Source organism: Bradyrhizobium sp. JYMT SZCCT0428 (assembly GCF_018131075.1).
Lineage (GTDB): Bacteria > Pseudomonadota > Alphaproteobacteria > Rhizobiales > Xanthobacteraceae > Bradyrhizobium.
Map to the genome: position 1 here is coordinate 40,093 of NZ_JAFCLS010000052.1, position 14,257 is coordinate 54,349.

10 protein-coding genes and 1 pseudogene are annotated in these 14,257 nt (G+C 58.6%); 9 read left to right on the forward strand and 2 right to left on the reverse strand.

Features of this window, described 5'->3' with window-relative positions; translation table 11 throughout:
- Nucleotides 1-162 precede the first annotated feature (162 nt).
- Nucleotides 163-1,950 carry a PAS domain S-box protein gene (locus tag JQ575_RS36080; RefSeq protein WP_212037962.1) on the reverse strand — a complete coding sequence of 596 codons (1,788 nt, stop codon included), beginning with the start codon at nucleotides 1,948-1,950 and terminating at the stop codon, nucleotides 163-165.
- A gap of 325 nt (nucleotides 1,951-2,275) precedes the next feature.
- Between JQ575_RS36080 and JQ575_RS36085 the strand changes: the two genes are divergently transcribed.
- The 9 genes from JQ575_RS36085 to JQ575_RS36125 all read left to right on the forward strand — a co-directional run bounded on the left by JQ575_RS36085 (nucleotide 2,276) and on the right by JQ575_RS36125 (nucleotide 12,019).
- Entirely contained in the window at nucleotides 2,276-5,134 is a 2,859-nt protein-coding gene (locus tag JQ575_RS36085; protein WP_212037963.1) for a winged helix-turn-helix domain-containing protein, read from the forward strand.
- A gap of 157 nt (nucleotides 5,135-5,291) precedes the next feature.
- Nucleotides 5,292-5,603: a hypothetical protein gene (locus tag JQ575_RS36090; RefSeq protein ID WP_212037964.1), complete on the forward strand. Its 312-nt coding sequence runs from the start codon at nucleotides 5,292-5,294 to the stop codon at nucleotides 5,601-5,603.
- 70 nt (nucleotides 5,604-5,673) lie between these two features.
- Nucleotides 5,674-6,996, forward strand: a complete 1,323-nt coding sequence (locus JQ575_RS36095; RefSeq protein ID WP_212037965.1) for a DNA methyltransferase — start codon at nucleotides 5,674-5,676, stop codon at nucleotides 6,994-6,996.
- Between the two features lie 18 nt (nucleotides 6,997-7,014).
- Nucleotides 7,015-7,434 (forward strand): DUF5681 domain-containing protein, encoded by a 420-nt coding sequence (locus JQ575_RS36100; RefSeq protein WP_212037976.1) that lies wholly within the window; start codon nucleotides 7,015-7,017, stop codon nucleotides 7,432-7,434.
- Nucleotides 7,427-8,860, forward strand: a complete 1,434-nt coding sequence (gene terL / locus JQ575_RS36105) for a phage terminase large subunit (protein WP_212037966.1) — start codon at nucleotides 7,427-7,429, stop codon at nucleotides 8,858-8,860. The genes JQ575_RS36100 and terL overlap by 8 nt, the downstream gene beginning before the upstream one ends.
- 131 nt (nucleotides 8,861-8,991) lie before the next feature.
- Nucleotides 8,992-9,264, forward strand: coding sequence for a helix-turn-helix domain-containing protein (locus JQ575_RS36110; protein WP_212037967.1), 273 nt, complete (start codon nucleotides 8,992-8,994; stop codon nucleotides 9,262-9,264).
- 436 nt (nucleotides 9,265-9,700) lie between these two features.
- On the forward strand, nucleotides 9,701-10,051 hold the full coding sequence (locus JQ575_RS36115; protein WP_212037968.1) for a DUF3489 domain-containing protein: 351 nt from the start codon (nucleotides 9,701-9,703) through the stop codon (nucleotides 10,049-10,051).
- Nucleotides 10,048-10,530, forward strand: a complete 483-nt coding sequence (locus JQ575_RS36120; protein WP_312016080.1) for a DUF2924 domain-containing protein — start codon at nucleotides 10,048-10,050, stop codon at nucleotides 10,528-10,530. The genes JQ575_RS36115 and JQ575_RS36120 overlap by 4 nt, the downstream gene beginning before the upstream one ends.
- Nucleotides 10,520-12,019, forward strand: a complete 1,500-nt coding sequence (locus JQ575_RS36125) for a recombinase family protein (RefSeq protein ID WP_212037969.1) — start codon at nucleotides 10,520-10,522, stop codon at nucleotides 12,017-12,019. Before JQ575_RS36120 ends, JQ575_RS36125 begins: the two co-directional genes overlap by 11 nt.
- 36 nt (nucleotides 12,020-12,055) lie before the next feature.
- Here JQ575_RS36125 and JQ575_RS36130 read toward each other — a convergent pair.
- Nucleotides 12,056-14,257 (reverse strand): annotated as a pseudogene (locus JQ575_RS36130) (helicase-related protein); the annotation flags it as partial.

Consider the following 14,257-nt stretch of genomic DNA (forward strand, 5'->3'; position numbering starts at 1 on the left):
CTCCCGCATGGCCAGCAAGTTAGACTTGTTCTGGCCGAACATTCCAGCACGCGCTCGGCTCTTTCGGCTTGTCCCCTTTAGGCAAACCAACGAAACCGGTGCGAAGGAGCTCCGTCTAAGTAGGCCCGGGCCATGCACCCGCAACAAGCAAACGAACGGACATCACGGACTCCTCACGACCTGCTCCCTCACAGCAGGCATCCACCTGAGGTCCGTAAGGCCGTCCTTCTCAAGTTTCAAAGGAATCGAAAACGAAAAAGAAGCCCCGTGAGTCTCATTCGCAGTCGCCCACAACCGGCCGCGGTGACTCTCAATAATGGAGCGGCTTACGGATAGGCCGATCCCCATACCGCCAGCCTTGGTGGTATAGAATGCATCAAATAGCTTGCCGGCATCCTGCGATCTAAAACCCACACCGGCATCCTGCACAGTCACGCAGATATGATCGTCACGGTCTCGCATGGTCCGGACGAACAATTGCCTCGGTCGATCTTCTATTGCGCTCATTGCATCTGACGCATTTCGGAGCAAGTTCAGGATGACCTGCTGAAGCTGTACGCGATCGCCCATAACTAGCGGAAGGTCTTCAACAAGCTCCGTCTGAAGCCTAACTCGATTTCTCTGAAGCTCGCCCAACAATAGCGCAATTACTTCTCGCGTCGCATCATTCAGATCTATCGATTCGATCGCAAATCTTTTCTTACCGAATAGCGCTCGCAATCGAACGATCACATCCGACGCTCGTTTTCCATCACGAATCGTCCGACGCGCAGTTTCGCGCGCTCCTTCAACGTTGGGAGGGTCGGCAGCCAACATTCGGAGGCAGGTGCCCGCATTGTTGAGAATGCCCGACAGCGGCTGGTTGACCTCGTGCGCGATCGACGCCGTCAGTGTACCAAGGCTTGCGACCCTCACTACGTGAGCCAGCTCTGATCTGACCTCGCCGAGCGCCATTTCCGCGAGGCGGCGCTTGGTAATATCCTGGACAGCTCCAATGTATTCCAGCTGATCATGCTGATTTCGGGTCGCGTGAGCGACCAGGTGCAGATACTTTACTGAACGGTCCGGCATCTGGAGTCTGTGTTCGTACTCGAAACTGTCGGCTGCACTGTTCGCCCGGTTCATCATGTCGCGCAACAAGTGCACGTCTTCTGGGTGGACGCGAGTGGCAATCAGTTCGGGCGTTACAGGAACCGCCTGATCAAGCTCGAAAATACGATAAACTTGATCAGACCACATAATGTCGCCTGTCGCCAAACACCATGAGAAACTACCTGTACGACTGAGGCGTTGCCCTTCGCTGAGAAATGCCTCACTTCGCCGCAATTCTTCTTCCCATTGTTTTCGCTCGGTGATGTCACGCAGATAGCCCGTAAATGACGGCGGCCCGTCCAGCGGGATACGGGAGATTGCTAACTCCACGGGAAACTCACTGCCGTTGGCGCGCATCGCTGTCATCTCGACGCGCCTTCCGATGACTTTCGCCTCACCGGTGACCAAGTGGCGGGCCAACCCACGCTGATGTTTCTCCCGCATTGAAGGCGGGACGATAATGGTGGCCAGATCTTTGCCAAGGACATCGTCCCGGCGATAGCCGAAGGTTTGCTCGGCAGCCGGGTTGAACTCAGTGATAGATCCCTCGTGATCGATCGTAATGATACAGTCGAGCGCTGAATTCAGGATCGCTGTCTTTCTCGCCTCACTTTGCTTAACCGCGCTCATGCGCTGCCCAAGTAGCCACTGGTATGGCGGCAGACCAGTAGAAATCCGAAACGCGCGAGAGAATTGGCTGACCGAGAGGCCAAACTCGGCCGCGATCTCTCGCAATGAAAGTTTCCCGCTGAGGTCGGACTCAAGCCTTTCGCAGGCGCGCTTCACCTGCCTTGGGGCAAGACCGCCTCGGGAGGGGCCGGGCTTGGGCGACTTGATGTTCGCATCGGATCCAACCATGTCTTACTTTCCCTCAGAAGAAGCCCGTTTATCTGTTCGCCTGCAGCCAATCCTTGGGCAGGGGCTTAAAAATTCTTAAGCGAAGCGGCCGCCTCAGAATGGAGGTGCACGGGGAACTGGCACAGCGCCTTGCACCGCCGCCTGTTGTCAGCAAAGCTGCTAAGCATTCCATCGCGGGGGGCCAGATGCGCGGACGGGTCCGCACTCTGGCCGACACGGGCTAGTCGCGGGAACCATCGGCACGGGTGGGAGCTTGACTTGACGGTGTTTTGATACCTCTTGCGAGCTTGTCAGCGGCGTGAGCAGTCCCCACCAAGAGTTCAGGATGTCCCGAGTAGTTCCAAATCTGATCTACGCCTGCAAGCCATGGGAGGTCGATCTCGGCCGACGTGAGCTCCGGTCGTGCCGTGCGCCCATAGCCCTCGGCAACCGTGCGTTTGAGATCGTCGAGGTCCTGATCCGGGCGGGCGGTCAGCTCGTCACCAAAGATGATCTGATGGAGCGCATCTGGCCAGGCGCCATCGTCGGGGATAATACGCTTCAGGTTCACATATCCGCTGTCCGTAAGGCGCTCGGCAGGGATCGTGGCATGTTGAAGACGTCACACGGTCGGGGGTACCGACTGGTCGGAGATTGGACCGTCCGGCACGGCGAGACGACCGAGGCGACGCCCCTGTCCCGCCCCCAATCCGCAGAGCGCCCGTCCACCAAATTCCCAGCGATCGTCAGCCAGCTCGTGGGCCGGTCGACGGCGGTGCAGCACGTGCGTGACCTCGTCTCCGCCTATCGCGCGGTGACCTTGACCGGACCGGGGGGGATCGGAAAGACGGTGCTTGCTGTTAAGGCCGCCCGCGGTTTGCTCACCGACTTCGAGAATGGCGCGTGGCTCGTCGAACTGGCGTCGCTTTCCGACGCCGCTCTCGCTCCGTCCGCGGTGGCCGGCGTGCTGGAACTGAAGCTCGGCGGCGAGCGGGTCACGGCGGAGTCGCTCGCGCACGGCATCGGCGACAGGCAACTCTTGCTCGTGCTCGATAATTGCGAGCATCTGATCGACGCGGTAGCCAACCTGGTAGAGGCCATGGTGCGCTTGTGCCCGCGCGTCACGGTTCTGACGACCAGCCGCGAAGTCATGCGGATCCAAGGTGAGGCCGTCTACCGCGTTCCGGCGCTCGACGTGCCCGCTCTTGACCAAGAGGCGCCCGACATCATCCTCGGCCACAGTGCCGTGGAGCTGTTCGTCACCCGGGCAAAGGCACTGGACACCGATTTTTCGCCACAGCCAGAGGATCTTCTGTCGATCGCCGAGATCTGCAGACACCTCGACGGCATTCCGCTCGCCATCGAGTTTGCTGCGGCGCGCGCAGCCTTTGTCGGAACCGAACAGGTGGCTGCCGGCCTGCGTAATCGCTTTGCGCTGCTAACCAGTGGACGTCGCACCGCGATCCCACGGCATCGAACCTTGCGCGCCGCGCTTGACTGGAGCTACGAGCTACTCTCGGAGGAAGAGCAACGCCTGCTGCGTCGCCTTGCAGTCTTCCCAGCGGGATTTACGTTCGAGGCTGCCGAGGCCGTGGGCGTTATAGGCCGGTCCGGTCAGGCGATCGTCGAGGAGTTGTCCAGCCTTGTGTCCAAGTCGCTCTGCGAGCGCGTCAATTCGACGCCGCCAATGCGATGGCGTCTGCTCGAGACGATACGCGCGTACGCGCTGGAGAAGCTCACCCAACATGGCGAGTATCCGGGCGCCGCGCGGTGCCATGCCGAATATCTCCAGGATCTCGTCTCTCCAATAGCGGCCGGCGCGAAAGCGTGGCTCAGTCACGATGATGTGGCGCGCTGCAGTCGCGAACTCGACAATGTCCGCGCTGCGCTCGACTGGACGTTCTCGCCCGGTGGCGATGCTGAAATCGGCGCGAAGCTTACAGCTGCGTTCGCGCCCATCTGGCAGATGTTGTCGCTGATGGGAGAGTGTCGCGACCGCGTCGAAAGCATGCTGGCGACGTGGTCGCCTGGCCTCCAATTGAGCCAGGCGACGGAGTTTCGCATGTGGATTGCCTACGAAGAGGCGCTCACAATGACATTTGCGCCGGTCGAGCGCACTCGCGCTGCGCTCATGAAGGCGATAGACCTCGCCGCGGACATCGATGACCTGGATTTACAGGCAGGCCTACTTTACTTGCAATGGTCACTAGAGTTCACGTCTGGCCACCACAAAGTCGCACTGACTGCCGCTCAGGAGCTTGCTGCCGTGACAACGCGCGGCGGCGACACCATGAAGTTAGTGGGCGACCGCATTTTCGGCGCCTCTCTACTCTTTGCAGGCAAGTTGACTGACGCACAAGACTACCTCCAGCGTGTGGTCGACTTCTATGTCGCTCCCTCGGACGGGCATCACTCGATGCTGTTCCGCCGCGACCCGCAAGTGTTGGCGCGCGTGAGACTGGCGCGCGTGCTCAGCCTTCGCGGCTACATAGACCGAGCCTACGCGGAGGCCCGGTCCAGCTTCGAGATGGCTCAATCGTCCGGCGCGGGAATCACGGTCTGCTGGGTCGTGCACGATGCGTTGTGCCCAATCGCGTTGATGACGGGTGACTATGCAGCCGCCGAACGCGCCATCGCGACGATGAGCGACTGGGCCACACGCCTCGATGCAACTCTGTGGAAGATGATGGCGACTTGCTGGAAAGGACAGCTACTGATCGAACGTGGTGAATTCGGTCGAGGCGTTGAGTTGATATCGCAGACACTGGAAGCCTGCGAGCGGTCAGGTTGGCAGATGTACTACGTCCAGTTCCTCAGTTGTCTTGCAGAAGGCCTGGTCGGGCTTGGCCGTCTTGAGGAGGCTGGCTCCACTTTGGAGCGTGCAATCGCGTGGGCGGACAATAACGAAGAGGGTTGGTACCAGGCAGAGCTTATGCGTATGAAGGGCGCATTAATGCTGCGGCAGTCGAAAACCCGGCCCGCTATCGAGGCGGAAGAATGCTTCCGGACAGCAAACGACATCGCTCGTGAGCAGGGCGCCTTGTTTTGGGAGTTGCGGATTGCCCTCAGCCGTGCCCAGTTATGCGCGGCCGAGGATCGCCATGACGAAGTGAGGCGCACTTTGGCGCTAGTCTATAATCGCTTCACCGAAGGGTTCGATGCGCCAGATTTGCGCGCGGCAGGAGCGCTGCTTAGAAAAGACTAGGGAGTGGCGAACCGTCGACCACGGCAGCCAACAGCTCCATAACGATCATTACGCGAATCGGAATCCGGACTTCCCTCCACCCCCTCTCGTTGGAACCGATACGGCATTTTACACATTAACACAGGCGTGGTCTGATTTGGTCGAAGGAGTAGGTGGGATGACTGATGTGGCTGAAATTGATTCGTTTTATAAAGCCTTAAAGCTGCCTGGCCGACGCGGACGCCCCGCATGGCGCGCAACGGACGAACTGACCCGACCTGACGAAGCCGCCGTAAGGCGCGCCGCTTTTTATATCGAAAGATTTAAGCTCTCCGATAGAGGTCCCCGTAAGGGGCGCCATGAACGGGCCATCGAGCAAGCCTTTGATTATTTGAGAGAAAAAGGCCGCCAAATACCGAATCGAGAAAGCCTCGAACACTTCCTAAGACGCTCGAAGCGCAAGACCAAACCCGGAATTAGTGCTGAATAACGACCTGCTGCGGCCTGCTAAGCAAGTCCTACGAGATTTCGCTCGGACGGACGCTTAGAAAGGGTCGAATATGCAACAGCTCAGCCGAGCGCGCAAAGATGGCTATCGCGATCTAGCAATTACGTACGTCGATATAGCCGAGCTTAAACCGCTCGGCCGCCCAACCCGGCGGCATTCTCCCGAACAAATTGATCACCTCGTCAGCCTCCTAAAGGCCTACGGATTCGTAACACCGATTCTGGTCGATCACAAAAAGAGAGTCATCGACGGTTGGGGCGTTGTGACGGCCGCCAAGAAATTAGGCCTTTCAAAAATTCCGGTGGTTTGCAACCGCGACCTGAGCGACGTCGAATTGCGGGCGCTCAAGATAGCCCTGAATAAGATTTCTGAACTGTCGTCCTGGGACGACGCGGAACTCAAGCTTGAGATCCAGGAAATACTCGAAATTCGACAGGACCTCCCACTAGCCATCGATGTTCCCACCCTGGACATAATTTTGGACGGTACAGGTTTCGAGGAGGAGGATGATCGTCCGGTAATGGAGGAGCAGATCGTCGCTCATTGCAGCTTGGGCGCGCAATATACCTGCGGCAAGCACCTCATCCGCTGCGACGACGCCCAGAATGCTTCCAGTTACAGGAAGCTTCTCGGGAAGGACCGCGCCAGTATGATCTTCACGGATCCGCCCTACAACGTACCCATCGAAGGACACGTAACCGTATCAAAGTCCGCCCCGACTCATGACTTTGCCATGGCGAAGGGCGAACTTTCCTCATCCGACTTTCAAGATTTCCTCGAGACAACGCTGCGGCACGCTGCAAACTGCTCGGTCGATGGCGCCATCCATTTTGTATGCATGGATTGGCGGCATGCATCCGAGTTACTGGCGGCGGCCGGAGCAGTCTACGCCAAAACCCTCAACCTTTGCGTTTGGAATAAGACCAATGCCGGCATGGGTTCCCTCTACAGATCCCAGCATGAGCTTATTTTTGTTTTTAAGCACGGCAAGGCTCGCCACATCAACAATGTCAATCTTGGACGGCACGGCCGTAACCGCACAAACGTCTGGACCTATGTTAGCCAGAACGCCCTGAGCGGCACATCAAAGGGCAAACTTGCCCTCCATCCCACCATCAAGCCGGTGGCGATGATCGCAGACGCCATCCGTGACTGCTCCAAGCCTGGCGACATCATCCTGGACCCCTTTGGCGGTGCGGGTACCACGATGATCGCTGCCGAGAAGACCGGCCGGTGTGCCCGATTGCTCGAACTCAACCCAGTCTATGTCGACGTTGCGATCCAACGCTGGCAGCGGCTAACCGGGCAAACGGCCTATCACGCCGAAACCGGCCGGCCTTATGGCGACGACAAGCCCACGTCATCATCCAAGTAATTTTCGGGGGAGCGAATCATGGTCAAGCGCGTTCGTCTCATACGAAGAGGTGGCGGAGCCGGTAACCGCGTGGGTTACGGCGAGCCCCCCAAGCACACTCAGTTCAAGCCGGGCCAGTCTGGCAATCCCAAAGGGCGACCCAAGGGCCGTAAAAACATAAAAACGGAAGTACTGGAGAGGCTCAATTCTACTGTTACGGTCAATAAAAATGGCCGCGTAAGAAAGATCTCGACCCTGCGCGCCGTGCTTGAAGTTTTAGGTGCCAAAGCCTTGCAAACGGACCAGCGCGCCATCGAGCAGGTACTACGCTTGGCCGAGAAATACGATCAGCCAGGTGTCGAGACCAATGATTCCATGAGCTCGGGAGACCAGGCAATTCTTGATTCTTTTGCTCGGCGCCTGAAGCAAGTCCATGCAGCTGGGGGAGACGATGAATAGCACAGCCGCCCTGTTGGCGGCCGCGCTGAGGAGCGACTTTTGTTCTTTCCTTTGGAAATGCTTCAACACGATCGCACCAGAGACTCCTTTTGTCGAGAATTGGCACATCGAGGCCATCGCTTGGGAACTCTCGCGGATTCGGAATGGCGAGATCAGCCGCCTGATCGTCAATCAGCCACCCCGCTCCCTCAAATCCATTTCTGTTTCCGTCGCTTTTGTCGCGTGGCTATTGGGCCGCGACCCCACGCGTCGAATCATCGTCGTCAGCTACTCCTCAGAACTTGCCGCTGAACTGCACCGGCAGTTTCAAATGGTGGTCGAAGCCGATTGGTACCAAAAACTATTTCCTGGCATGCGGCTGGACAGGAACACTGCCCTCGAGGCGGTGACCACTGCAGGAGGAGGCCGATACGCAACTTCGATTGGAGGCACTTTGACCGGGCGCGGCGCCAATCTGATCATCATTGACGACCCGCATAAGGCCGAAGAAGCACTATCAGACAAGTCGCGAAGCCAGGTCATCAACTGGTTTAGCGGCACGCTGCTGTCTCGCCTCGATGACAAACGGCAGGGGCAAATCATAGTCACGATGCAACGTTTGCATCAAGATGATTTATCCGGCCACCTGCTCCAGACAGGTAATTGGCATCACCTGAATCTACCAGCGGTAGCGCCGGAAGATCGGACCGTCATCACGGGGCCTCACAGTTCCAAATTGTGGCGATGTGACGAGCCGCTCCAGAGCGAGCGTGAGGGTACCGTCATTCTTGCGGGAATCAAACGCGAACTCGGCAGCCAAAGATTTTCAGCGCAGTATTTGCAGCAACCGGTACCAGATGGCGGCAACGCGATCAAACGTGAGTGGCTCCGCTCCTATGACGTGGTGCCCGCGCGGCAGCCCGGCGACCGGATTGTCCAAAGTTGGGATGTCGCCGCCGCAATCGGCGAAAACAACGATTATTCCGTCTGCACCACGTGGCTCAAAAGGGCAACCAACTACTATCTTGTCGATGTGTTTCGCGCCCGTCTCACTTATCCTGACTTGCGTCGGAAAATCCCAAGCCTTGCGCGAGAGTATGGCGCCGATACGGTTCTTATTGAAAAGGCGGGATTTGGGTTGACTCTTTTGCAGGACTTTAGAGCTGAGCTGCCGTCAGGAATGATCGATCCTATTGGTGTCGTGCCACAGGGCGACAAGCAGGACCGCCTGGCCGCGCAGTCGGCCAAGATAGAAACCGGGCGTATCGTTCTGCCCAAGGAAGCTCCATGGCTGGCTGATTTCTTGCTCGAACTCCTGGCTTTTCCGAACGGCAGGCATGACGACCAGGTCGACAGCCTATCCCAGTTTCTCTGCTGGGCCTCAGATCCATGGTCTAAGCCGGCCGTCGAGATCGGGTTGCCGATTTTTGGAGGCGGTTATCGTTAGCTTCGCCCGCACCGCGCGACCATCAAATTGACTATGTGGGCCTGCGAGCGTTATTCGCGCTCCCCCTCGGCGCCGTCGCCTTCCTTCCCCCGCCATAGATTGCTCGCCGCCAATTCCCGGCTTGGCGGCGCATGCAGAAGTCACTTAAATCTTCGGAATATGCCCGGCTTATTGCCGCCCTTGTCGCAGTGCGACATGCGGTCGGCATTCGCCAGCAGGCCCTGGCCAAAAAACTCGGCCGACCACAGTCGTTTATCGCCAAGTACGAAGGCGGCGAGCGCCGCATTGATGTGGTGGAATTTATTGCGATAGCCCGTGCCTTGGACGCTGATCCCGTAAAGCTGTTTAGGGATTTTGTGGCGGGAAAATCCCCAAAGGCAGGCCGCAAACCGACAGCTGGCTAACTTGGCAACTAGGCCGATGGGGCTCGTTACGGGCCGCTGGCGAAAGTCATAAGATTGCTCCGAATTCGCTCGACTTCAGCGGCCACCGGAGCGTCACTGTCCCCGCCGATTTGGGGGAACGAGGAACGACATGGCCAACCCTGTTTCAACGATGCCGAGCCTGCCTCGACGAGATCCATACCCGGCTAGCCGAAGCCACCCAGATTGCGAAGCGGCCCAAGCTTGCGCGGCGGCCGGCAGCCTCTCGGAGGCCGTCACGATATCAATGGACATCGAGCAACTGATCTACGAAGCCGGCCGGCTCCATGATGCGGCTTCGCTGCTATGCAGGCTCTCGCGGAACTGAGGTTGTTTCGGCCTCCGTCGCCCGGCCCTGAGTGCCGGGCTTGTGTCAGTGGCAGCACACGATGCTGTCGTTGATACGATGGAGAGCCAGATGACAACCCGCAATGCAAAGCCGAAATCGAAATCCACAAAGTCCCAGGTAAACCGACCCGCGTCCAAGACAGGCCGGTCCGTCAAGGCGTCCTCTCCGGCCAAGAAGGCTAACTCGAAACCGACTGAGGTGTCTGCCCGCTCTTCCAAACAAGAGACCGTGCTGAAACTGTTGCGCCAGTCCAAGGGCACGACAATGGCCGCAATCATAAAGGCTACGGATTGGCAGCAGCATTCCGTGCGAGGCTTCTTTGCCGGTGTGGTCAAGAAGAAGCTGAAGCTCCACCTCGCCTCGGAGAAGGTCAACGGCATCCGCATATACCGGATCACCAAAGGGGGTGCAGCGTCGTGAAACCCGCAAATAGTTTTATTGAAGCCGATCCAGCCGTTGAGGCTGAGCTGGATCGGCTGCCGGCCATGACGATAGCAGACCTGCGGAAGCGCTACCGCGAGCTATTCCGAACCGAACCGCCGAAAGCTTTCGGTCCGGACCTGCTCCGCCGCAGCATTGCTCAAACAATTCAGGAGAAGGCCTACGGCGGCCTTCCCTTGCCTATCCGGCGGCTGCTTGCCCAGATGGTGAAAACCGCCTGCGCCAAGCCCGCCGGCCGTCTGGAGCTACCCCAGCGGATCAAGCCGGGATCCGAATTAGTGCGGACCTGGAACCGTAAGACGTATCGGGTCACTGTGATGGCCAACGGCTTTGTCCATGGCGGCAAAACCTACGCCAGCCTTTCCGTAATCGCCTTCGCCATAACCGGCACAAAATGGAATGGACCGCGGTTCTTCGGGCTCCGCTCGGCTCGTCAGGAGGTCACCGATGGCAAATGACGCCAAGGTTCTCCGCTGTGCCATCTACACCCGGAAATCCACCGAGCACGGCCTTGAGCAGGAGTTCAACTCGCTGGACGCTCAGCGCGAGGCTTGCGAAGCCTACATTAAAAGCCAAGCGTTTCAGGGGTGGAAAGCCCTAGCCCAGCAATATAACGATCCAGCCTTCTCCGGAGGCAATCTCGACCGCCCGGCCCTCAAAAGGCTGCTGGCGGACATCGAAGCCGGCAGGATCGACGTGGTGGTCGTCTACAAAATCGACCGTCTCACTCGCTCGCTAGCCGACTTCGCAAAGCTGGTCGATGCCTTCGACGCCAGGTTAGTCTCATTCGTGGCTGTTACCCAGCAGTTCAATACGACTACGTCTATGGGAAGGCTGACATTGAACGTGCTGCTATCCTTCGCCCAATTCGAGCGAGAACTGTCAGCCGAAAGGGTCCGGGATAAGGTGGCTGCGAGCCGCCGCAAAGGCAAATGGACCGGCGGCACGGTGCCGCTTGGATACGCCACCAAAGACAAAAAGCTAATCGTCGAAAACTCGGAGGCTGAAACCGTTCGAACGATCTTCAGGCTCTATTTGGAGTGGGGATCGTTCAGCAAGCTGATTGCCGAACTCGATCGTCGAAAAATCGTCACCAAACGCCGCAACACAAAGATCGCGAAATATCGAGGCGCCATACCCTTTACCTACGGACCCCTCGCCCACTTCCTCAAGAACAGGATCTACATTGGGGAAACTCATTACGGCGGCAAATGGTTCAAGGGCGAGCACGAGGCAATCCTGGACCAGTCGACCTTCGATCGCGTGCAGGAGTTACTCAAATCCAACACTGTGAAACGCAGGGTCAAGTTCTCTGAAAGTGGTGCGCTGTTGCAAGGCAAGCTCTTCGATGACAAAGGCAACCGCATGGGACCGAGCTTTTCGAGCAAGAACGGCGTGCGTTATCGCTTCTATGTCAGCACGGCGATGCGCGGGCGGAGGCATCAGGCAGGTTCTGTTGCACGAATTTCAGCAGCAGAGATCGAGGGACTGGTTCAGACCGCCCTCAGTGAAAAGCTGCAGTTGCCAGACAACAAAATGCTTGAGCAGATCGAAACAATCACCGTATCCGATCATCGGATCCGGTTGGCGCTCAATTCGACGAGAGGCAAACAACGCTCGATCGATATTCCCTGGACCCCAAAGCCGAAGGGCTCGGCGGAAGTCAACACGCCACCGACTACTAACGTCGATGAAAAACTGATCAAGTCCATCGTCCGGTCCCATGTGTGGCTTGCCGACCTGTCAAGCGGACGCCAGACGTCCATCGAAGCGCTCGCCGCAGTAGCCAACCTCCATCCCAAGGTGATCCGGCAAGAACTGCGGCTGGCATTTCTGCCACCCGACCTGATGAAGGCAACTTTGGAGGGCAAAGCAGCTATCGAGCTGAAGAAAATTCCAAAAAATCTTCCCCTATCCTGGAACCAGCAGCATCGATCGATCGGCTGAATTCGGGTATCGAACGTTATGGACCGGTCTAGCCAACTACTCGTCCAGCAACTCAAGAAAGTCGCTTATTCGTTCGAACGGCTTCGCATTGCGATTGCCGATATAGACCACGCGATCGCCTTCGCGCTCCAGCGACTTCGCTCTCGACTTGCGAAGCCGACCGGGGAGAAACGTCGCCGCAACAGCCTCGGGGCCGACGTCGAGCCTCATAATGCCGCGCCGCTTGCAATCGAGCCTGAGCCTTGCGGCCGCGAAAAACTCGAGCGCTTCCGGCGGAAGCCTGCCGAAACGACGTGCGGTTTCGTCCTCCAAATCCTCGAGATCATCCTCGGTGCGGCATCTGGCAATACGGCCATAGATTTCCAGGCGAACAGCGTCCGACTGTACGTAACCCGTGGGCAGCATATCGGCGATCGGCAGGTTCAGATCAGGCACCCACAGCTCGGCGCCACCGTCGGCGCCTTTCTCCGACGCCCGCTTGAGAAGATGGCTATAGAGCATTGGCCCGAATACCTGCAGATGGCCAGACTGCTGTTCGGAGAAGAGGTCTCCGGCGCCCCGCAGATCCAGATCACGCTCGCTGATGGCAAAGCCGGCGCCGGGCTTACTGAACTCTTCCAGCACGGCCAAACGCTTCTCGGATTGTTCGGAGTTCGACTCGTTTAACAAATACGCGAAAGCACGCGTGCCGCCTCGTCCGACGCGGCCCCTGAGCTGATGAAGCTGCGACAGACCAAACTTCTCCGGCCAGCAGATGACGATGGTGTTCGCCCGGGGGATGTCGAGGCCGCTCTCCACGATATTGGTCGCGAGGAGCACGTCCGCTTCACCTTCGACGAAGCTCATCATTCGATCGTCGATATCCTCAGCAGGCAAGCGGCCATGGAGACATACGATGCGAAGGTCTGGAGCCGTCAACTTCACCCTTGCCAGCATCGGCTCCAGATCCTGGATACGGGGGCAAATCAGCAAACTCTGCCCGTGGCGTCTCTGCTCACGCAGCAAAGCCGCGGCGATCGCGGCGTCCGACAGCGGAGCAACCCTGGTGACGATAGGCAGCCGGTGAACCGGCGGCGTCGCAATAATGCTCAGGTCCCGGAATCCTGCAAGAGCCGCCGCCAGCGTGCGCGGTATCGGCGTGGCGCTCATCCAAAGGGCATGAACGCCCTTCGCAAGGCCTGAAAGTTTCGCCTTCTCCGCCGCACCAAAGTGCTGCTCCTCATCAATGATGACGAGGCCGAGGTCGGCAAATTTCACGTCGGTCGAGGCGAGAGCCTGTGTGCCGACAACGACTTCAGTTTGCCGCGGCGGAGTTTTTCCTTCGTATCTCGTATCTCCGCTGCCGTTGCTGCCCGCGACAAATTCGCCACTTCTATCCCGAGCAGACCGAACCGCTTGCGAAACGTCTCGACATGCTGTCTGGCGAGGACCGTGGTCGGAACCGCAACAGCGACCTGTTTTCCTGACAGCGCGACAGCCGCCGCCGCCCGCAAGGCGACCTCCGTCTTGCCGAAGCCGACATCACCGCAGACCACCCGGTCCATCGGGTGACCGGCCGCCAGATTGTCCAGCACGTCCCGGATTGCGCTGGCCTGATCAGGTGTCGTGAACCAGGGAAAGCGCGCGACGAATCTTTCATAGGCCGCCCCTGGAGCGACTAGCTTGGGAGCACGCCGGCGCCGTCGTTGGGCGATATGTTTCGCAAGCTGCTTGGCCGCTGCTTCGATTTCTTGCTCGGCCTCGCCACGTCTGTTCCACCACGTGCTGCCATCGGCCTTGTCTAACGCGAGCTTACCGGGCTCTACAGCGTAGGGCCAGATCAAGGCGAGATCGGCAGGCGGAACAAGCGCAGCATCATCGCCGGCGAATTCGAGCCTGATCATCTCGCGCTTTGTACCGTTCCCCATGTCGAGGGTCTGCAAACGATCAAGTAAAGCCAAGCCACGCTGGAGATGAACGACGGCCGCGCCGCGGAATATCCGGGTGATTGAGGGCGGCTGTCCAGGCTTTGGCCATCGGTTGCGGATGATGGGCACGGCTACCGAGCACGTCAGACGCGGTCACAACCAAGGTCTGCTTTTTCCCGGGAGCGAAAAAGCCCGCGTCGAAGTCGGCCAACAGCGCGCCCTCGCGTCTTCTGGCCTCCACCGCCTCGTCCCAGTTGGCGAAACGCTCCGCCCTGACCCCACTCATGCGCTCCATCGCGCGCAGATCGTCTTCGACCGCGGCGACGAAGAG